Source organism: Rossellomorea sp. YZS02, assembly GCF_033963925.1.
GTDB lineage: Bacteria > Bacillota > Bacilli > Bacillales > Bacillaceae_B > Rossellomorea.
This window is the reverse complement of sequence record NZ_JAXBLY010000036.1, coordinates 1-20,974: the sequence shown is the minus strand read 5'-3', so window position 1 is coordinate 20,974 and position 20,974 is coordinate 1. Positions and strand designations below refer to the sequence as shown.

The 20,974-nt window shown below is 46.3% G+C and carries 23 protein-coding genes; 1 reads left to right on the top strand and 22 read right to left on the bottom strand.

Annotation, left to right across the window (positions count from 1 at the left end; genetic code table 11):
• Positions 1–391: 391 nt before the first annotated feature.
• The 7 genes from SLH55_RS22615 to SLH55_RS22585 all read right to left on the bottom strand — a co-directional run bounded on the left by SLH55_RS22615 (position 392) and on the right by SLH55_RS22585 (position 5,856).
• Entirely contained in the window at positions 392–649 is a 258-nt protein-coding gene (locus SLH55_RS22615; RefSeq protein WP_060672665.1) for an HPr family phosphocarrier protein, read from the bottom strand.
• A 25-nt stretch (positions 650–674) separates the two neighbouring features.
• Positions 675–1,622 (bottom strand): DNA-binding protein WhiA, encoded by a 948-nt coding sequence (gene whiA, locus SLH55_RS22610; protein ID WP_219166004.1) that lies wholly within the window; start codon positions 1,620–1,622, stop codon positions 675–677.
• Between the two features lie 61 nt (positions 1,623–1,683).
• Positions 1,684–2,646, bottom strand: a complete 963-nt coding sequence (locus SLH55_RS22605; RefSeq protein WP_219166003.1) for a gluconeogenesis factor YvcK family protein — start codon at positions 2,644–2,646, stop codon at positions 1,684–1,686.
• Complete coding sequence (rapZ, locus tag SLH55_RS22600) at positions 2,643–3,536, bottom strand: RNase adapter RapZ (RefSeq protein WP_219166001.1); 894 nt, start codon at positions 3,534–3,536, stop codon at positions 2,643–2,645. Before rapZ ends, SLH55_RS22605 begins: the two co-directional genes overlap by 4 nt.
• Before the next feature lie 47 nt (positions 3,537–3,583).
• The gene (locus SLH55_RS22595; protein WP_206857391.1) at positions 3,584–4,042 is read right to left on the bottom strand and encodes an 8-oxo-dGTP diphosphatase; all 459 of its coding nucleotides are present in this window, start codon (positions 4,040–4,042) and stop codon (positions 3,584–3,586) included.
• 425 nt (positions 4,043–4,467) lie between these two features.
• A complete protein-coding gene (locus SLH55_RS22590; RefSeq protein ID WP_219165999.1) occupies positions 4,468–5,184 on the bottom strand; it encodes a GDSL-type esterase/lipase family protein in 717 nt (238 codons plus the stop codon).
• A 357-nt stretch (positions 5,185–5,541) separates the two neighbouring features.
• Positions 5,542–5,856, bottom strand: a complete 315-nt coding sequence (locus SLH55_RS22585) for a MerR family transcriptional regulator (protein ID WP_219165998.1) — start codon at positions 5,854–5,856, stop codon at positions 5,542–5,544.
• Between the two features lie 182 nt (positions 5,857–6,038).
• Here SLH55_RS22585 and SLH55_RS22580 point away from each other — a divergent pair, with 182 nt between their 5' ends.
• Complete coding sequence (locus SLH55_RS22580) at positions 6,039–6,191, top strand: Fur-regulated basic protein FbpA (protein ID WP_219165996.1); 153 nt, start codon at positions 6,039–6,041, stop codon at positions 6,189–6,191.
• A gap of 50 nt (positions 6,192–6,241) precedes the next feature.
• Here SLH55_RS22580 and trxB read toward each other — a convergent pair whose 3' ends face one another.
• The 15 genes from trxB to hprK form a co-directional block, all read right to left on the bottom strand.
• Positions 6,242–7,189, bottom strand: coding sequence for a thioredoxin-disulfide reductase (gene trxB / locus SLH55_RS22575; RefSeq protein WP_219165994.1), 948 nt, complete (start codon positions 7,187–7,189; stop codon positions 6,242–6,244).
• Positions 7,190–7,337: 148 nt separating this feature from the next.
• A complete protein-coding gene (locus SLH55_RS22570) occupies positions 7,338–8,849 on the bottom strand; it encodes a tetratricopeptide repeat protein (protein WP_219165993.1) in 1,512 nt (503 codons plus the stop codon).
• A 123-nt stretch (positions 8,850–8,972) separates the two neighbouring features.
• Complete coding sequence (hisIE, locus tag SLH55_RS22565) at positions 8,973–9,602, bottom strand: bifunctional phosphoribosyl-AMP cyclohydrolase/phosphoribosyl-ATP diphosphatase HisIE (RefSeq protein WP_219165992.1); 630 nt, start codon at positions 9,600–9,602, stop codon at positions 8,973–8,975.
• A complete protein-coding gene (gene hisF / locus SLH55_RS22560) occupies positions 9,599–10,357 on the bottom strand; it encodes an imidazole glycerol phosphate synthase subunit HisF (protein WP_219165991.1) in 759 nt (252 codons plus the stop codon). The genes hisIE and hisF overlap by 4 nt, the downstream gene beginning before the upstream one ends.
• The gene (hisA, locus tag SLH55_RS22555; RefSeq protein ID WP_320324519.1) at positions 10,351–11,085 is read right to left on the bottom strand and encodes a 1-(5-phosphoribosyl)-5-[(5-phosphoribosylamino)methylideneamino]imidazole-4-carboxamide isomerase; all 735 of its coding nucleotides are present in this window, start codon (positions 11,083–11,085) and stop codon (positions 10,351–10,353) included. Before hisA ends, hisF begins: the two co-directional genes overlap by 7 nt.
• Positions 11,082–11,717, bottom strand: a complete 636-nt coding sequence (hisH, locus tag SLH55_RS22550) for an imidazole glycerol phosphate synthase subunit HisH (RefSeq protein WP_219165987.1) — start codon at positions 11,715–11,717, stop codon at positions 11,082–11,084. Before hisH ends, hisA begins: the two co-directional genes overlap by 4 nt.
• Before the next feature lie 3 nt (positions 11,718–11,720).
• Entirely contained in the window at positions 11,721–12,305 is a 585-nt protein-coding gene (gene hisB / locus SLH55_RS22545; RefSeq protein WP_219166350.1) for an imidazoleglycerol-phosphate dehydratase HisB, read from the bottom strand.
• A 58-nt stretch (positions 12,306–12,363) separates the two neighbouring features.
• Positions 12,364–13,638, bottom strand: a complete 1,275-nt coding sequence (hisD, locus tag SLH55_RS22540; RefSeq protein WP_219165986.1) for a histidinol dehydrogenase — start codon at positions 13,636–13,638, stop codon at positions 12,364–12,366.
• Between the two features lie 169 nt (positions 13,639–13,807).
• Positions 13,808–14,431 (bottom strand): ATP phosphoribosyltransferase, encoded by a 624-nt coding sequence (hisG, locus tag SLH55_RS22535; protein ID WP_226676239.1) that lies wholly within the window; start codon positions 14,429–14,431, stop codon positions 13,808–13,810.
• On the bottom strand, positions 14,428–15,615 hold the full coding sequence (locus SLH55_RS22530; protein ID WP_320324518.1) for an ATP phosphoribosyltransferase regulatory subunit: 1,188 nt from the start codon (positions 15,613–15,615) through the stop codon (positions 14,428–14,430). The genes hisG and SLH55_RS22530 overlap by 4 nt, the downstream gene beginning before the upstream one ends.
• Before the next feature lie 830 nt (positions 15,616–16,445).
• On the bottom strand, positions 16,446–16,985 hold the full coding sequence (locus SLH55_RS22525; protein WP_206857421.1) for an acyltransferase: 540 nt from the start codon (positions 16,983–16,985) through the stop codon (positions 16,446–16,448).
• Positions 16,982–17,632 carry a pyrophosphatase PpaX gene (gene ppaX / locus SLH55_RS22520; protein ID WP_219165984.1) on the bottom strand — a complete coding sequence of 217 codons (651 nt, stop codon included), beginning with the start codon at positions 17,630–17,632 and terminating at the stop codon, positions 16,982–16,984. The genes SLH55_RS22525 and ppaX overlap by 4 nt, the downstream gene beginning before the upstream one ends.
• Positions 17,604–18,569, bottom strand: a complete 966-nt coding sequence (locus tag SLH55_RS22515; RefSeq protein WP_320324517.1) for a nucleoside recognition domain-containing protein — start codon at positions 18,567–18,569, stop codon at positions 17,604–17,606. The genes ppaX and SLH55_RS22515 overlap by 29 nt, the downstream gene beginning before the upstream one ends.
• A gap of 19 nt (positions 18,570–18,588) precedes the next feature.
• The gene (gene lgt / locus SLH55_RS22510; RefSeq protein WP_219165981.1) at positions 18,589–19,425 is read right to left on the bottom strand and encodes a prolipoprotein diacylglyceryl transferase; all 837 of its coding nucleotides are present in this window, start codon (positions 19,423–19,425) and stop codon (positions 18,589–18,591) included.
• 67 nt (positions 19,426–19,492) lie between these two features.
• Positions 19,493–20,428 (bottom strand): HPr(Ser) kinase/phosphatase, encoded by a 936-nt coding sequence (gene hprK, locus SLH55_RS22505; protein ID WP_219165980.1) that lies wholly within the window; start codon positions 20,426–20,428, stop codon positions 19,493–19,495.
• Positions 20,429–20,974 lie beyond the last annotated feature (546 nt).

Genomic DNA, 20,974 nt, shown 5'->3' with positions numbered 1-20,974 from the left:
TAGAGGGTGAAGGGAACTGCGTAGACTCCTACGGAAAACGGGCGTGCCGAGACCCCGGAAGCGAATTGTGCTGAGGAGGCTCGGCCGAACGTCCGTGGAAAGCGGAGCAGTTCCCTTCACCCTCCTGCACCACAACTTAAATGAAAGAGCATCGTACATCTTAGTTTGTATGCGAATAGCAACAATCTTTCTTTGCGAAAACCAGCCAAAAAGAATGAAGAAAAGATAGTCGATACTAATTTATGCACCTCAAAATCCTTATTCTATGACCAATTTTCGAATCAGAATAGTTCACAATTCCTCTATCCGAATGAATACATTTAGGTAGTATAACAACAAATAAAAAAGCCGATGACCACTCCCCGGTCATCGGCTTTTTGTGAAGTTGATTTTATGCTTCTTTTTGGACGAAGCCTTCGAGGGCTACAAGGGCTTCTTCTTCGTCGCTTCCGTCTGCTACCAGTGTGATGGCAGAGCCGGTGGAGATGGCCAGGCTCATGAGGCCCATTATGCTTTTCGCATTGACCTTTTTACCGTCCTTTTCCAAGAAGATTTCAGATGAGAAACGGTTTGCCTCCTGTACGAATAATGCCGCTGGTCTTGCTTGAAGACCTGTCTTCAATTTCACTTCCACTTGTTTTTCCACCATGATCATTTCTCCCCTTTGTCCTTAATTAGGTATTCAGCTTTTCACCCGCTCTTAACTTTTCTGCAAGCTGATCGATTTTCCGTAAGCGGTGATTAATCCCAGATTTACTGATGGTGCCGCCTGACACCATTTCCCCAAGTTCTTTCAATGTGACATCTTGATAATTCACCCGCAGCTCGGCTATCTCCCTTAATTTATCGGGTAAAACCTGTAATCCTACATGTTTTTCAATAAACTTAATGTTTTCAACCTGCCTTAAAGCTGCACCAATGGTTTTATTCAAATTAGCCGTCTCGCAATTCACCAGACGATTAACGGAATTTCTCATATCCCGGACAATCCGGACATCCTCGAATCGAAGGAGAGCATTATGTGCACCTATGATATTCAGGAATTCCGTGATTTTCTCCGCTTCCTTCAAGTACGTAATGAATCCTTTCTTTCTTTCAAGGGTCTTACTGTTTAACCCGAAGGAATTCATCAGTTCGGACAACGCTTCGTTGTGTTCGGAATAAAGAGAAAAAATTTCTAAATGATACGATGACGTTTCCGGGTTATTGACCGAACCTCCTGCTAGGAACGCTCCCCTTAAATACGAGCGCCTACAGCATTTCTTCTTGATCAGGTCTTCGGATATATTATGAATAAAGGTGAAATGTTCACCCAGTATTTTCAAGTCCTCGAGGATCATCTTTGTATCTTCTTTGATTCGTACAATATAGACATTGTTCTTCTTCAGCCGCATCTTTTTTCTCACCAGAAGCTCTACCGGGGTGTCGTACCCTTTTTTAATCAATGTATAGATCCTTCTGGCAATGGCGGCGTTTTCGGTTTGAATATTGACGACGAGCATTTGATTCGAGAAGGACAATGAACCATTCATTCGAATCAATGCGGAAAGCTCTGCATTTGCACAGCAATCTTTCACTTCAATATTGGTCAGTTCTTTTTTTGTTTCGGACGCAAACGACATCCCCATCACCTCCTAGCAAACGCTTGCACAACCTTATACACAAGAAATTTTCGTTACTGTATCAGGTTGTTGATTCTTTCAAGTAAGAATAAATGATATCCGCGACTTTCTCTGTATTATGACGAACAAAATGGTTGTCATAAGAGAGAATTTCTTCAGCGATCACTTCCAGTCCCATGGATCTCAATTTATCCACATCAAAGTGGACGGGGCTCGCCTGCTCTTCATTATATCGGACCTGCACCTCTTTAGGTACCTGCTTTTTATTCACCAGGATATAATCGATGCTCGGTGTCTCCAGATGATCGTACAATGCCTTAACGTGATCGCTTGCGGAATAATCCAGGGTTTCCCCGGCCTGTGTCATGATGTTGCAAATATACATTTTCTTCGCATCTGCTCTGCATACCGCTTCACCAATGCCCGGGACAAGAAGATTCGGTAAGATACTAGTATATAGGCTTCCCGGTCCCATCACAATTAAATCGGCTTCCTTGATGGCACGCAGGGTTTCACCTAATGCCTTGATGCTGTCGGGCTTCAGAAAGACACGCTTGATCTTCTTCCCTGCTTTCGGGATGGCAGACTCGCCCGTCACAATCGTCCCATCTTCCATTTCAGCCTTCAGGATGACACTCTGATTCGCCGATGGAAGCACCTTGCCCTTTACATTCAACACCCTGCTCATTTCCTGGATCGCATGGACAAAGTCCCCTGTAATGGAGGCGAGTGCCGCGATGATCAGGTTTCCCAGGGCATGACCGGAAAGCTCATTCGTCGTTTCAAAACGATGCTGAAACATTTGTTCAACCAGTGGCTCTACTTCTGAAAGTGCAGCCAGGACATTCCGTATATCTCCCGGAGGCGGAATATCCAAACTGTCCCGCAAACGGCCGGAACTGCCACCGTCATCTGCAACGGTGACAATGGCCGATATATCAATCGGGTGTCGTTTCAATCCCCGGAGCAGGACCGGTAATCCGGTTCCTCCCCCGATCACGACGACCTTGGGTGTATGTGTCATGTTGTTAGACCCTTTCTCTTCTGAATGTCTCGATGAGAAATTTTAGTTTGGTAGTCTTTTTCAAAATGATGTCCAAGATACTCTGCCAACGCAACCGAGCGGTGCTGCCCGCCTGTACATCCAATCGCCACTACAAGCTGGCTCTTACCTTCCCGCTTGTACTGGGGAAGCATGAACGCCAATAAGTCGGTTACCTTTTCGATGAATTTATTCGTTTCATTCCATTTCAACACATAGGTGGACACTTCTTCATCCAACCCCGTTTTCGGTCTCATATGATCGATATAATGAGGGTTTGGGAGGAATCGTACATCAAACACCAGATCGGCATCGATGGGAATCCCGTGCTTAAAACCGAATGATACAACGTTCACCGTGAAAATCGTCTTCTTATTCACCGAGAATTCCGTTAGAATCTTTTCCCGAAGCTCACGCGGCTTCATCGTTGATGTTGTATAAATTAATTGGGCACGCCCTTTTAACTCCTCAAGCAGCTCTCTCTCCTGACGAATCCCTTCAAGGGGCAAACCTGAAGGTGCCAATGGATGGGAACGGCGTGTTTCCTTATATCGTCTGACAAGGGAAGCATCATCTGCATCCAAATAGAGGATCTGTGGGGATACCCATGAGGTTTCCGCCAGTTCATCCAAAGCTTTGAATAAATGATCGAAGAATTCCCTTCCCCTAAGGTCCATGACGAGGGCGACCTTATTCATTTTATTACCGGACTCTTTCATCAGTTCCAAAAACTTTGGCAGAAGAGTGGGTGGCAGATTGTCCACACAGAAGAACCCTAAATCCTCAAAGCTCTGAATCGCTACGGTTTTGCCGGCTCCGGACATCCCTGTTATGATGACCAATTGAACATCGTTTGTCGAACCTGTACTCATACTCTTCCCCCACCTTAATCATAATGTTCTATATAAAAGCTTGTTGTTTAACTTGGATCCAGTCGATAAGACAATAATTTGAAATCGGGAGTATACGTAAACGTTCCATAAATCGTATTCTTTCCGTGTAAAAGGTAGTCCAGAATATGATAATCTCCTTCAGCCATCGGAAGATTCTTGATCTCTTCAATCGGATGCCATTTAATCTTGCCTTCTTCTGATTCCTGAAGATTGACTCCGTCTGCTTCTGTTGCGAAGAAAGAAAACATCATCCACTCGGAGACGATTTGGTCGCCGTCTTTAATAATGAATGTAAAAACGCCTTTCAGATCGGGATTCTTCAAGTAGATTCCCGTTTCCTCACGATACTCACGAATGACGGCATCCCTGATCGATTCACCCGACTCCATCTTTCCACCTGGAGCGACCCACCAGTTCCGTCTTGGCTTTTGGAGAAGGAGCACCTTGTCTCCATCCAGATATAAACAATTTGTGACACGTTGCACTACCTTCACCTCAATCTTGATGATTCGGGATCTATGCATCCATCCCATTTACAGTCTATCTCATTCCTTACATTATACTATGATTGTAGACAAGCTACAATGTCTCCGCTTGTTGATGAGATTGTCGAATGGAATCGAAATATATTAGGACAGGTTTTGACACGGGGAGGTATTCCAATAAATTGGTACAGGACCTGAAGAATCACTGTAACAGGAAAAAAGGCAAAAAAAATAGACACAGGCGATTCCTGTGTCGTCTACGGGATTTATTACTTAAAAGGGGGTCAATTTCTTATTTTCTATAATACCCGAAAATTGTTTCACTAGTGTTACAACAGATTTAAAACGGTATTACGGAATGTTAATGTTTCCAAGAGAATTTTACAAACCCTCTCGAATGCCCTCGAATCCTGTCAATATACAGGTTAAAAGTCATAGTTCTTCATAATCTGATGTGCGATTAACTCGTAGCCTTTCCCATTAGGGTGAAGGGAATCATGAAAGTAAACCTCTTTGGACTTCCCTTTGAATAACGGATTCGTCGAAACGTATTTTACGTTCTCATGTTGCTCGGCTTCCTTCATCATGGACTTATTCCAATCGTCCACATACGCTTCGATCTTATCGCTGTCTTTGTCCGGATATGGATTGTACAGCCCCAACACGATGATGTCCGCTTTTTTGCTTGCTGTCCCGACAATATTCAGGATTTTATCCAAATGGTCGAGATAGTCTTTTTTTGCATCCATGATTTCGTCATGATGCAAAGGGAACAGATCTCCACCATTGTTCTTGATTAAATCATTGGTTCCGATGTTGATAATATACACGTCCGCTTCACTCAAATCCTCGGCAACGTCCGGCTTCACGATTTGTGCGAGCAGCTGATCCGACTGCTGACCCGGCACTCCGAGGTTTTGAAAATGATACGACATCTTCGTCTGTTCTTTATTCACCTTTTCTTCTAAACGCCCGATATAACCCGATTCCTTTTTATCACCATACCCATAAGTAAGTGAATCGCCTAGTGCAATGACGCGCTTTTTGGAGGATGACTCTGTCTCATCCGCGAAAAAACTGAAATAGACGATGGGGATTAGTGCAAATACTGCGGCGATTGCTGCGAATTTCATTACTTTCATAGTTGATCCGACCTTCCGAAATAAACTGAGATGACTTTCATAATAGTCGTTATTCCCTGTTGGAAGGGTTGTAATCCTGTTTATTTTTGGAAGGTAAACTAGATAGGTTGAAGTTGATGGTTTGTTTGGCGAAATTGTTATGGAAGTCATACAAATAAGGGTATTTATAGATGGCAAGTCGGAAAAATCCGGCCGTTTTTGCCGAAAATCCAGCCGAAACAAGAGTAAATCCAGCGGTTTTGGAAATGAATCCAGCCGAAATCCAATGAAAACCAGCCGATTAACTTTTTTTACCAAAACCTTAACGCTACATACCCCCACCAATCGAAAGTCATCATCCAGAGGTCCGTCCCTCATTTATTTCTTCTGCACCCCGAAACGCGCATTCAGCTGACCTTTGATCATTTTCTGTTTGGCTTCTTTTCTCTCTTTTCTCGTTAGTTCATGTTTGATTTCTTTGGTTGTGACTCCTTCTTCACGCTGGTCGGCGATATCCATCAATCGTTCCACATCGGAGAATGAGTATTTTCGATATCCCCGGTTGGAGCGCTGAGGAAAGATCAAATTCTTCTCTTCATAATAGCGGATTTTCCTCTCGGTCAAACCGGTCAGTTCGCTCACGACTCCGATGGATATTACTTTTTTATCCTTATAGGAAGGTTCATTGTCCACGATCTTCTCATCCTCCTAAGCAGGGAATATCTTGATTATACATGTCTTCTCCTGCTATTTGGACTGTTATGTTAGAAAACCTGACAAAGAATTCTAAATTGGTAGAAAACTTAACAAAGTAGATGTTTTCCCTCTTTATTCCCCTTACACTACCAATAAGAGTCCAAAAGGAGTGAACACATATGCCATTTTTACGTGAAGCCGTTGAACGTGAGAGACAGCAATTGATTCGTCGGTTAGTAGAAGCAGGTGTTTACAAGCCATGTGATGAACGGTTGAAGAAGTTGACGCTGTCGGAACTCGTGTATGTGTTTAACAAACATAAGAAGAATTGACCTATAAAAAAAGCCCTACGAAGGGATCCCTTTCGTAAGGCTTTCTTACATTAACCGTTTTTGACTTTTTCTTTCAGCTCTTCGATATAGTGCTGAGCTGTTTGAGCGGCGATACTGCCGTCACCTGTCGCTGTCACGATTTGACGGAGTTGTTTTTCACGAACATCGCCGGCTGCAAAGATTCCCGGAACCTTTGTTTCCATTTGTTCGTTCGTTTCAATGTATCCTTCAGAGTTGATGATTCCGAGGTTTGCAAATGGCTTCGTTAATGGAAGCATTCCGATATAGATGAAGACTCCGTCGGCCTGGAAATCCGTTTCTTTTCCATCTTCAGTTGACACAAGGGTCACGCTTCCCACTTTACCATCTTTGTCGTTGATTTCTTTCACAGTGTGATTCCAGATGAAATCAACTTTCTCGTTATCAAAGGCACGCTGTTGCAGGATTTTTTGAGCACGAAGCTCGTCACGACGGTGAACGATCGTCACTTTGTTAGCGAATCTCGTCAGGTAAACCCCTTCTTCAACAGCAGAGTCCCCTCCACCGACTACAACAAGGTCTTTTCCTTTAAAGAATGCTCCGTCACATACGGCACAGTAAGATACTCCGCGTCCGCCAAGCTCTTTCTCGCCTGGGACACCGATTTTCTTATATTCTGCACCTGTTGTGATGATAACGGCACGGGCCTTGAATTCTTTTGAACCGGTTTTGACGATTTTGAAATCCTCGCCGTCCACGATTTCCTTAATGTCTCCGTATGCGTACTCAGCACCGAATTTCTTAGCATGATCAAACATTTTATTAGAAAGGTCAGGTCCAAGAATATGGTCGAATCCTGGATAGTTCTCCACTTCTTCCGTATTCGCCATCTGTCCGCCCGGCACTCCTCTTTCAAGCATCAGCGTTGAAAGGCTCGCACGTGACGTATAAACGGCCGCAGTCATTCCTGCAGGGCCTGCACCTACGATGATTACATCATAAATTTTTTCTTCAGACATAGTGACATTCTCCTTCCGAATCAGTCGTAAGCAAATTCTTTATTAAATACTATGGTTAGAGGTTGTAATGGTGCTTAGCCTTCCATCCATAGTATTAACTTCCTACACCTATCCTATAAAAATTAGCGGCATATCGCCAAAAATATGCTCAAGGCAGGTAGCTTTCAACGACTGATATATATTTGCTTAATGTACTTGCGGATACATTGAACCGCTCGCACACCTGTTTCTTTGTGATCTTCTCATTTCGCAGGCGATTCCAGACGAACTCTGTAGCCGCTGCGAACGCTTTTGCATTCTTGAAGGTTTCACGTTCTTTGATTCCCCGGTAGGCAATCGTGAACCACGTCAGGAACAGGCCGGATTCCACACTTGTAATAGGCCGGTGACTTCCATAAAGGTGCAGGGCGACCTCGTGCATATTCTGGATTTCCTGATTCACTTTAATCGAACTTTTCCCATTGCTGTTCAACACCTGGGCGAGATATACCTTCTCAACGATCGACAGATCCTCTACATCGCAGAAATCTGCATGGGTCAGGATGGCCCTTTGATTATCAGAGATTGACGTCAGAAATAGACCGAATAATTTTTCCTCGGTATAGTCACTTTGAAGCTTCTTTAAAATCGATGTGACGTGATTTTCAAAGCCCTCCGCCTTTTTCTGATCGCCCCACGGCTCCTGTCCTTCTTTTTCAGGATTGAATTCCAGAACTTTTTTCCACGCTGTACGGGCTGTATCCCCGTGACCGGTCTCATGGGCAGAATAGGACAACCAGTAATAAAAGCTCGCATCTCCTTCAAATCCGATCTTTTGAAGGTATTTCAGCCAACCATACGCTTTCTTGGAATGACCGATCAGGGCAAAGGTCGCCCCGAGCTTATAACGGTGCTCATGAAGCAGGGGACGGACCTTCTCAAGCCCCTGGATCAATTCATCCAGCTCATCATGGCGCTTTTGATAGAAATAAAAAACGGCCGTGTTGCACAGGGCATGGAGATTTCCAGGATTCTTCTCTAGCACCTCTTCCAGTGTCGACGACGCTTTATCCACTTCGCCTAAATAGAAGTAGGCAAGAGCCAGATTATTATAGGCGGACCAGAATTCGGGATAGTCACGAATTACCTCCTGCAAGGTATCCACAGCTTTCTGGAAGTGGCCGGATTCGAGGAGCTCCCTCGCTTTTTCCTGTTGGACGATCAGCTCATCATGCTCATATAAATCGTCCACGATCAAATCGGAATCAAGCTCAAGAAGCTCCAATAAGTCTTCCGCATCTTCGACGAATTCGCCATATTCTTCTTTATCCAAGTAAGTGGAGACCTGTTCATACGCCTCTTTAAATAAGCCAAGGTGGGCATAATTATTGGCTAAGAAGTAATGGCATTCTGACATACGGGGATCCAGATCCTCCAGTATGTTATGCAGTAAATCATTGGAACGCTTGTATTCCCCAAGCTCTGTATACACAATCGATAATTGACAGGCAATCATCGGTTCGATCGGTTCTAATTGAAATGCTCTATTTAAATATTTTAACGATTTCTTAAGCTCACGACGTTGATAAGCTTTCATCCCTTTATTGTAGTAATATTCGCCAGTAGGGACAAAAGACAACACTTTCGCTTCTTCACTACTTAATTTTGACCCTTTTCTCATCAAAGTCCTCCGAAACGTTCATAGTATAACTACAGTAGTATATCATACAATACCCCCGTACTAAACTACCATATTTTGAGGGACGGACCTTCGCGCACGCGCGAAGGTCCGTCCCTCAGGGTGTTATTTATTATGACGTTCCACGAGGACGCCCAACACGTCTTGCAGTGGAAGTTTTTGTTCTCTTAGAAGGACGAGTACGTGGTAAAAGAGGTCTGCGACTTCCCATTTCAATTCTTCACTGTCCCTGTTTTTGGCCGCGATGATCACTTCTGATGCTTCTTCGCCTACTTTTTTAAGGATCTTATCGACTCCTTCTTCAAATAGGTAAGTGGTGTAGGCTCCTTCCGGCCGCTCTTTTTCACGATTTCCAATGAGTTTCTCAAGAGTAAGGAGGATGTTTTCTGTTGATGAGTTCCCCTCACCTAGCACATTTTCATGAAAGCAACTTTCTTCTCCTTTATGGCAGGCAGGCCCTTTCTTATCAACCAGGACTAGAAGGGCATCACGATCGCAGTCCCACGTAATATTCTTGACTTTCTGGGTGTTGCCGCTCGTTTCTCCTTTATGCCACAGCTCTTGGCGTGAACGGGAATAAAACCAGGTTTCCCCGGTCTCCACGGTTTTCTTGAGAGACGTTTCGTTCATATACGCCAGTGTCAGGACATCCTTCGTTTCAGCATCCTGGATGATGGCAGGCACCAGTCCTTTGTCATCAAACTTCACGGATGTCATCCAATCATTATTTGTCATCGTACGTGCACCTCCTGTTCTCTTAAATAACTCTTCACTTCTTCTACACTCGTTTCTTTATAATGAAAGATGGAGGCAGCTAATGCCGCATCGGCTTTGCCTTCTGTAAACACTTCTTTGAAGTGACCCGCATTTCCTGCTCCGCCTGAAGCGATCACAGGAATCGATACGGCTTCGCTGACCGCCTTCGTCAGAGCCAGATTGAACCCTTGCTTCTCCCCATCACTATCCATGCTGGTAAGCAGGATTTCTCCTGCACCGAGGGACTCCACTTCCTTTGCCCATTCAACGGCATCGAGATCTTTCAGCTTTCTTCCGCCGTGGGTATATACCTTCCATCCGCTGCTTCCTTCATCGTACTTGGCATCGATCGCCACGACGATACATTGCGATCCGAAATAATTGGCCCCTTCACGGACAAGTTCGGGACGTAGTACAGCGGCTGTGTTTAGGGACACCTTATCTGCCCCTGCCCGGAGGATCGCTTTCATATCCTCCACTGAATTGATTCCACCGCCGACGGTAAAGGGAATTGCCAGTTCCGCTGCCACATGCTGAACGACCTCCACCATGGTCTTACGGCCTTCGTGGGATGCAGAAATATCGAGGAAAACAAGCTCGTCCGCCCCCTGCTTATCATAGACTTTCGCAAGTTCAACGGGATCTCCTGCATCGCGGAGTTCCACAAACTGAATTCCTTTTACCACCCTGCCATCTTTCACATCCAGGCAGGGAACGATTCGTTTCGTTAACATGACTTCACCTCATTTACGGCCTCACTCACAGTGAATTTCCCAGTGTAAATCGATTTCCCGCAAATGGCACCGGATACGCCCCGGGATTCGTATTGCTTTAATGTCTTTAGATCGTCCAGCGAGCTAATGCCTCCAGACGCAATCACTGATTTTCCCGTTTGTTCAGCAAGATCCACCACTGCTTCTACATTGGGACCAGATAGCATTCCGTCTGTGGCAATATCAGTAAAGATGAACGTTTCGGCCCCGGCAACCGCTAATTCTTTTCCAAGATCGACGGCTTTAAGGCCAGACGTTTCCAGCCAGCCGTGGGTTGCCACATAACCATCCTTCGCATCGAGTCCAATCGCTATCTTATCCCCGTACTCCGACAGCCATTCCTTTACCAACTCTGTATTTGAAACGGCGATGCTTCCTATGATCACTCGGTCGACACCCCGGTTCAAATAATGTTCGATATCTTCTTTGGAGCGTATGCCACCGCCTATTTGAACCTTTGCATGAAGTTTTTCTGCCACGGCAATGACGAATTCATCGTTGATCCTGGAGCCTTCCTTTGCCCCATCGAGGTCTACCATGTGGATCCATTCCGCTCCTTCATTAACGAATTTCTTTGCCATGTCAAAGGGAGAGTCACCATACACCGTTTCTTGATTATAATCTCCTTGGACTAGACGGACACATTTCCCGCCCCGCATATCGATGGCTGGATAAATCGTAAAACTCATGAGACCGCCTCCTTCACCCGTTTTGTAAAGTTTTCTAACAGCTGCATGCCCAGCTCACCGCTTTTTTCCGGGTGAAACTGCATGCCATATATATTTTCCCTGCTGACGACGGCCGGGATTTCGACTCCTGCATAGTTAGCACTTGCCACAATCACGTCTTTTGATCCTTCATGCACATAGTAGGAATGGACGAAATATACATAACCTTCTGTTACCCCTTCTAAAAGAGGTGAATTCTTCTGATAACGGAGTAGATTCCAACCCATGTGCGGAACTTTATAAGCATTTCCCTGACTGTCTTGCTTCGGGATGTGGAGCACCTCACCCGGCAGAAGGGATAACCCTTTTGTTGAACCATTCTCCTTGCTTTCTTCAAATAAAAGCTGCATGCCCAAACAAATGCCGAGAAGCGGCTTCCCGCTATCTGCAAATGTCATGATGGTCTCTTTCAAGTGGGTGGTTTCAAGCAGATTCATGGCATCTTTAAATGCCCCTACCCCCGGTAAAATCAACCCGTCCGCCTTTAGTAATTCTTCCTGTACATCACTGATGAAGTAAGGGACGTTCAAGCGTTCCAATGCTTTACTGACGCTGAACAGATTCCCCATCCCATAATCCACAATACCGATCATGAATTATAACATCCCCTTCGTAGACGGAATCCCTTTGACACGGGGATCGACCGTCGTTGCTTCGTCCAATGCTCGGCCGAGGGCTTTGAAGATCGCTTCAATGATATGGTGGGTGTTGTGGCCATAATGAACGATGACGTGCAGATTCATCCGGGCTTCAAGGGCAAGTTTCCATAGGAATTCGTGAACGAGTTCCGTATCAAACGTACCGACTTTCTGGCTTGGGAGTTCTGCACGGAATTCAAGATGAGGACGGTTACTCAAGTCCACCACAACCTGAGCGAGGGCTTCATCCATCGGTACCATGGCTGATCCGTACCGTTTGATTCCTTTTTTGTCTCCCAGGGACTCCAGTAGTGCCTGACCCAAACAAATGCCGATATCTTCTGTCGTATGGTGATCATCGACCTCCGTATCTCCATTCGCATCTATCGTACAATCGAATTGTCCATGCTTCGTGAACAAATCCAGCATATGACTCATGAACGGGACGCCCGTCTCGATCTTTGCGTTTCCTTCCCCATCAATTCCAAAACTCAAGCGAATATCTGTCTCATTCGTCTTACGCACAACCTCTGCACTTCTCAACATGATGTCCTCCTTTTTGGAGGGACGGACCTCCCGTGGGGAGGTCCGTCCCTCTTCCTTATTTCTCTTTATTGAATCGAATCTCCACAGCCCTTGCGTGGGCCTCGAGCCCTTCTAACCGGGCAAGCTTCGCGATTTTGTCATAGTTTTGTTGCAGTGCTGTTTCACTGTAGGAAATCACACTCGTCTTCTTCATGAATTCGTCCACATTCAATGGACTTGAGAAACGGGCTGTCCCGTTCGTCGGCAGTACATGATTGGGACCTGCGAAATAGTCACCGACCGGCTCCGAGCTGTATCGTCCCAGGAAGATCGCGCCGGCATGGCGGATTTTAGCCATTGTTTCGAAGGGCTTCTCCGTCAGGATTTCCAGATGCTCCGCCGCAAGTTCATTGACGAGAGCAATCCCTTCCTCTATGTCTCCCGTTACATAGATGGCACCAAAGTTCGTGATGGATTCACGGGCGATCCCTTCACGAGGAAGAGTGGAAAGCTGCCGCTCAACCTGAGAGGAAACTTCTTCGGCAAGGGTCGATGAATTCGTCACCAGGACGGCAGACGCCAGTACATCATGCTCTGCCTGTGAAAGGAGATCCGCTGCGATTTCGTCAGCACGCTGATGTTCGTCAGCTAAGATCACGATTTCACTCGGACCTGCAATCATGTCGATATCCACATCGCCGAACACTTCACGTTTGGCCAGGGCGACGAAGATGTTTCCCGGCCCCGTTATTTTATCGACAGGAGCGATTGATTCCGTTCCGTACGCCAGTGCGGCAACAGCTTGTGCACCTCCGACTTTGAAGATCTCCTTCACCCCGGCGATCCTTGCTGCCACGAGCACACCCGGAGATAAACGTCCATCACGACCTGGAGGGGAAACCATCGTAATCCGTTCGACTCCCGCCACTCTTGCCGGAAGTACATTCATCAATACGGATGACGGATAGGCTGCCGTTCCCCCCGGTACGTACACACCCACTGAATCAAGGGGAGTCAGCTTTTGACCAAGCATCGTGCCGTTCTCATCCGTTGTGAACCATGAAGATCTCTTTTGCTCCCTGTGGAATCCACGAATATTATCCGCGGCTTCCTCAATGATCGAAATCATCTCGGAATCCAGTGATGAGAAGGCTTCCTCGATTTCACTCTCAGATACTTTATAATCCTCCAGGGACACGCCATCGAATTTCTCCGTAAACCCTCTGACCGACTTATCCCCATCCTTCTGCACAGAAGCGATGATCTCCTGAACCGCTCTCCTCTGTTCCTCCGTACCACTATCGACAGAGCGCTTGATCGACGCTCCCTTTAAATCCTTCATAATCTTCACAGAATTCACCAACCTTTTAGAGGGACGGACCTGCAATCAGGACCGGCTTCCCTATGTAATCTCTATTTAGAGGGACGGACCTCGAATTTCCACAAGTATCCGTCCCGAAAGCTTCTTTAATGCCTGCCAACACTACATTCCGGACTCAAAGAAGAGAGGTCCGTCCCTCTCACCCGATGATGCGTGTCAACCGGTTGACGAGGTCTTCGATTTTTTCGTCTTTCATCCTGTAGCTGACGGGATTGACGATGAGGCGGGAGGTGATGCCGACGATGGTTTCGTATTCCACCAGTCCGTTTTCTTTCAGGGTGCGACCTGTCGAAACGATATCGACGATGCGGTCAGCGAGCCCGATTAACGGTGCAAGCTCGATGGAACCGTTTAGCTTAATGATTTCAACCTGTTCGCCCTGTTCGCGGAAATAAGAAGAAGCGACATTCGGATACTTGGTTGCAATCTTCGGTGCCACATCGCTCATCTTCGTATCCGGCAGCCCCGCTACCGCCAGGTAACACCCGCTGATCCTTAGATCCAGCAGCTCATAGACATCCCGCTCTTCTTCCAGCATGACATCCTTTCCAGCAATCCCTAAATCAGCTACCCCGTGTTCCACATACGTCGGAACATCCATGGGCTTTGCGAGGATGAAACGAAGGTCCTCCTCGGGCACTTCAATGATGAGCTTTCTTGAATCATCAAATTCAGGGGGCAGATTATAATCAGCCTTCCTTAATAGTTCCACTGCTTCCTCGAATATCCTGCCTTTTGGCATGGCAATCGTTAATGCACTCATGATGATTCACCGCCTTTTCGGTCCTGTCCGACTACGAAGTGGACATTACTGAACCCCTTCGTAAACTCGTCCACATCGCCTACGCCCTTCCAGTTCTGGAGAACAACCTCGTTTCCTTCACTTCTTAGGTCCCGTGCGAGGCTTATGGCTTCTTTCCTTCGTTCATCGCTGAACAGCACACACTGTTGCAAAGTGGAAGACAATTCAACCTGCATGGCTTCCAGTACGTAATCCAGACGCAGTCCGAATCCCGTCGCCCCTGAATTTTTCCCGAATTTTTCAAGCAGCTTATTGTAACGTCCGCCATTTCCGATGGCAAAACCGACATTATCCCCGTACACTTCGAATAAGATGCCGGAATAATAGCTCATATGGCTGACAAGGCTCAAGTCGAATTTCACATATTGCTCCACTTCATAATCCCGTAAAATATTCCACAGATCGTTCAGCTGCTCCAATGCACGAAGCCCTCTTTCCCCTTCAAGGAGGCTGTGGGCTTCACCCAGCACATTTTCGGATCCCCGCAATTGCAGGAATCGGAAAAGCCGCTCTTTATCAATGGATGATAAAGCAAGCTCGTTGATATGTTGACGGTACCCGACATAGTTTTTCTCATATAAGTACCTTCTTAACGTATCTGCCCGTTCCTCGGTACCTACGATTTGAGTGAACAGCTCCTGAACAAAGCCGATATGACCGATGGAAATCTTGAAATGCTCCAAGCCTGCTTCTTTCAAAACCGATACCATCAGGGCGATCACTTCGGCATCGGCGCTGACGGAATCGTCTCCGATGCATTCAATTCCTACCTGCTCAAATTCAGCCGGACGACCGCCTTCCCGCTGCTGGGCCCTGAATACGGAATTCGAATAAGCAAGTCTGAGCGGCGCTTCATCTTTTAATAATTTGGATGCGGCAATCCTGGCTATCGGAGCAGTCATATCCGGTCTCAACACAAGCGTATGCCCCTGTTGATCCAACAGTTTGAACAGCTGCTGATCCAGGATCGCCGACGCCTCGCCGACGGTCTCGTAGTATTCAAGACTCGGGGTTTCAATAAACTTGTAGCCCCAAAGCTTCATGGCGTTCTCCATCTTCTTTTTCGTCTGATCCTTGATTTCATATAAGTCAGGAAATGTATCTCTCATTCCCAATGGCTTCTCGAACATAAACAACTTAGTCATAAGAACCACCTTTGGCGTATTAATTCATCTATTTTTCCCCGTTTGAGGGATTGCTACTAATCCTCGATTATTCTGAAATCCTTTAGTTCGCTAATATGCTAATAAATTAAAGTTATTTGTAGTGTAGCGTTTCTTTTTTTATTCGTCAACCGTTTGGATGGGGATTTTCTGTAGGGGTGCCGGATTATCTGCCAAATTTTATTTTTTCTGCCGTTTTCAAAATATATCTGCCATTCGACTAATCCCCTCCTCTTTCAAAAAGGCTGTTTTCGTAAACATTGTTGCTTTTGGATGTAGCGAGTGGCGGTTGATTTCCGCTACAGGTGCTCGCTTTCCGCGGGGCGTGAGTTGAGCCTCCTCGGGCTTTGCCCTGTGGGGTCTCAACTTTCACGCTATTCCCGCAGGAGTCGAACGCCTCCCGCTCCAATCACCTGATGAAAAGTTTGACTATCACAAAGGAAATGAGAAGATCACGTATGCCACTGCTTATTCATTCGTTGCAGTGACTGATTTTATTTAATAGTCCGGTACTCTTTTAAAACTGATGCCCACACACCATTTTGCTCTGTCAACACATACTACTCTAGAGGGTGAAGGGAACTGCGTAGGAAAACGGGCGTGCCGAGACACCGGAGGCGGTTTTTGCTGAGGAGGCTCGGCCGAACGTCCGTGGAAAGCGGGACTGTTCCCTTCACCCTCCTGCACCACAACTTAGATGACAGAGCATCGTAAATCTTAGTTTGGATGCGAATAGCAACAATCTTTGCGAAAACAGCCTTCAAATACAAAAAAAGGCAAAAATAGAATTCACTCTATCTTTGCCTTTTCCCTTATTCTTCTCTATTCAATCCATAAATGGCATCTTCCCGCCACCGTTCAGCCAGTTCATCTTTCGTATAAATGACTCTCATCGGGTTTCCCCCGACGAACGCACCATCCGGAACATCTTTATGTACAAGGGTTCCCGCCGACACGATGGCACCGTCACCGATTTTCACTCCCGGCAACACAGTTGTGTTGGCACCGATCATCACTTCGGATCCTATCTGGACGTCACCCAACCTGTACTCCTTAATCAAGTATTCATGGGCGAGGATCGTCGTATTATATCCGATGACCGTGTTGCGCCCCACTGAAATCTTCTCGGGAAACATCACATCGAGCATCACCATAAGAGCAAAGGAGGTATGCTCCCCGATTTTCATTCTCAGGAACGTCTTGTACAGCCAATTCTTCATTCCCAAAAAGGGGGTGTACCTCGCTAGTTGAATGACGATGAAATTTTTGACGACCTTCCCGAAAGGAACGGTTTTATACACATGCCAAAGGGAATTTGCTCCTTCTACAGGATAGCGGGTCGTCCGCCTCATGCCGTCGGTGCTCCCACAATCGCTAGTAAGTCCTTCATGTTTTCAAGCATGAAGTCCGGTTCGTAGTGGGCAAGGTGCTCCCTGCCCTTTGCACTCCAGGCAACTCCTGCCGACAGGACGCCTGCATTTTTCCCTGCCAGAATATCGTGGTGGTTGTCACCGATCATGATGGCTTCATCCGGTGAAGATCCCAAAGCGATCAACGCCTTTTCAATCGGTTCAGGATGGGGCTTCGCATTCTCCACCTCATCAAGTGTGATGACGACTTCAAAGAACGGACGGAGATTCATCAGATCCAGTCCTTTCAATACCACATCCCGGGTCTTTGTCGAGACAATCGCTAATTTGTAGCCATTTTGATAAAGCGACTCCACGGTTTCATATACCCCTTCAAACTCTGTCACCAGGGAATCATGATGCTCACGATTATAGGCACGGTAGTGGGCACACATCTCTTCCATTTTTTCAGGGTTCAAACTCCCGAATGACTCATCGAGGGGTGGTCCCATGAAAGGATGAACATCCTTTTCTTCATATTGTCCAGGGTAATAGTGATTCAATGTATGCAAGAAGGAGGAAATGATCAGATCATTCGTGTTGATCAACGTTCCATCCAAGTCAAATAAGATTGTTGTAATCCTGCTCATAATGCAGCTCCTTTTCTTTCTTAGCATCGACTTTGTTCCAGAAATATGCCACGGCCATCGTCAACAGGATGGCCGTCACCAGCCTGATCAACAGTAATGGCAGTACAGGAATTCCAAGTGGAAGGAAGATCAATGTATCCTCCACCACCGCGTGACACGCCACTAAAAAGATGAAGGCGATCGTGACATCTTTCTTGCTGACCCCGTCTTCCTTGACCGCCTGGATCATGACGCCGGCCCCGTAAGCAAGACCGATGACGAGTCCTGCCACCATCGTGGACGACGTATTTTCATTCATCCCGAGTGCCCGTGTTGCAGGCGACATCCAGCGGGAAAAGACGTCCATCCATTTCAAGTCTCTCATCACCTGAATGATCATCATGAGGGGAATGACGATAAGGGCAAGCTGTAGGACTCCGAAACCTGCTTTTTCAAGGCCCATCAAGATGATCTCTCCCCATCCGTTTGGTTCTGTCTGCTGAGGAGGCATCATCCCATATTTCGCAATCTCCGAGCCGCCGCTCCATACTAAATTTATGACAATGGCAGATAGAAGAGCAAGTCCGACCCTCACGGCAACAATCAGCCAGATTTTCACCCCGACTTTTGAAGCGACCGTTGATTCGATAAAGAGATTGTGACAGAAAGAAAGCATCACCGCGATGATGAATACTTCCTTCACCGTTAAATCAAGGGACAATATTCCTCCTATTCCTGCATACAGGTTCAGGAAATTACCAAGCACCAGAGGAATGGCCGCATCACCTGAAAGACCGAGTAGCTTCATAAAAGGCGAAATCTTTTCCATGATCCATGGAAGGACCGGGGTGTATTGCAGCAGAAAGACGATCAGCGTGATCGGGAAAATGACTTTCCCCAATGACCACGTTGTTTTCAATCCTGTAAGCCCCCCATATTTCAACGATGACATCCACATTCTTCTTACTCCCCTTCTCTTAAGCGTTCACCGTATCCGTTTTCTCATCATATGCCTTTTGGGCAAGACCTGCTTTTCTTCTATAAAAGAACACAGCGATTGCAGCGATGATCAGGACGATGGAAATTACCTGTGCGAAACGTAAAGATCCCAGCATCAGGCTGTCCGTTCTGAGCCCCTCTACAAAGAAGCGACCGATGGAATACCAGACGACATACGTTAGAAACAGTTCTCCCCGTCGCAGCCAGTCTGCCTTTCTTCTTAACACAAGAAGCAGGATCAGTCCGGCAAAGCTCCAAAGACTTTCATATAAGAAAGTAGGGTGATAATAGGTGCCATCGATATACATTTGATTGATGATGAAGTCAGGCAGCATCAAATTTTCAAGAAACGTACGGGACACCTCTCCACCATGTGCTTCCTGGTTGACAAAATTACCCCAGCGTCCGATGGCCTGACCGAGGATGATGCTTGGTGCTGCAATATCCGTCAGCTTCCAGAAGGATAATCCTTTCACTTTGGCAAAAATGACGGTCGTCACGACAGAACCAATCAACGCACCATGAATGGCAATCCCGCCATTCCACACTTTGATGATATCCCCTGGATGAGCGGCATAGTAATTATCCCACTCGAAAATGACATAATAAGCCCGAGCACATATGATGGCGATCGGAATCGCCCACACGAGCAAATCAATGAAAGTATCGGGATGAAGACCTAAGCGCTTGCTCTCACGAATGACTAAATAAAGTCCTATTGCAATGCCGAGTCCGATGATGACTCCATACCAGTGTACCTGGATCGGGCCGAGTGAAATGGCAATAGGATCGATCGGTGTAATATTCTCGTTCATTTTGTCTCTCCTTTTTTCGTCTAAGATACCATATGATGGTTAATGAAATTTATGTTTTATGTAAATCTTAAATATCCTCATTTTCCCCATCTTCAATCACATCCGCCAAACGGTTCGTGAATTGTTCCGCTGCATTCACTCCCATACGTTTCAGACGGAAGTTCATGGCAGCCACTTCAATGATGACGGCAAGATTTCGTCCCGGACGGACAGGTACTGTATATTTCGTAATATCCGTATCGATGATTCTCATTTTCTCTTCTTCTAGTCCAAGTCGGTCGTACTGTTTCGTTTTATCCCATAGCTCAAGATTGATGCACAAGGTAATCCGTTTATAACTGCGGACCGCTCCGGCACCGAACAACGTCATCACATTGATGATGCCCAGTCCACGAATTTCCAGCAAATGTTCAATTAACTCAGGGGAGCTGCCGATCAGTGTATCCATGTCTTCCTGGCGGATCTCCACACAATCGTCGGCTACAAGGCGGTGTCCTCTCTTCACAAGCTCAAGGGCGGTTTCACTCTTCCCGACGCCGCTCTTACCCGTAATCAATACCCCGACTCCATAGATATCGACTAAAACACCATGGATTGCCGTTGTAGGAGCAAGCTTACTTTCCAAGTAATTAGTTAGCCTTGAAGAAAACCGGGTCGTCTTCATAGAAGAGCGCATGACAGGTACATCATAACGATTCGATGCTTCCACAAGCTCCGGCGGAATTTCAAGATCTCTTGAAATGATGATTCCAGGCGTAATATCCGTGCACAGAGCTTCCATTCTGCGCTTACGTTCTGCTTCATCCAACAATTCCAGGAAGGAAAGCTCGGTTTTCCCTAATAACTGGATGCGTTCTGCAGGATAGTAGTTGAAATACCCGGCCATTTCGAGTCCCGGGCGTGAAATATCACTTGTTGTAATCGGTCTATGTAAACCTTCTTCTCCCCCGACAAGGTCCAAATTGAACTTCTCGACGATATCTTTTGTGCGAACTTTTGCCACAAGTAGCTCCTCCTTCACGTTACACTCGCTTCATATTTAATAATCGTTACGGTACTCTAACCTATTTTAGCAATTATGGAGAAAAGCGCAAGGTGGCCCACTTATGGACGTGGCTCCGCATATTAAACACAGCATGTGCACAAATTCCTTAATGCTGGAGATGGCGGCCAGTTTGTAAAGTCAGTGTTTACTTTTAAGTTGTGGTGCAGGAGGGTGAAGGGAACAGTCCCTCTTTCCACGGACGTTCGGCCGAGCCTCCTCAGCAAAAATCGCTTCCGGGGTCTCGGCACGCCCGTTTTCCGTAGGAGTCTACGCAGTTCCCTTCACCCTCTAGAGTAGTAAGTGGTTGACAGAGCATAATGATTTGTGACCATCAGTTTAAAAAGAGTAAAGGACTATTAAATAAAATCAGTCACTGCAACGAATGATAAAGCAGTGGAATACACATTCTCCACATTTCCTTTCTGATAGGCAAACTTTTCATCAGTTGATTGGAGCGGAAGGTGCTCGACTCCCTCGGAAAAAGTTATTATACCAGTGCTTACA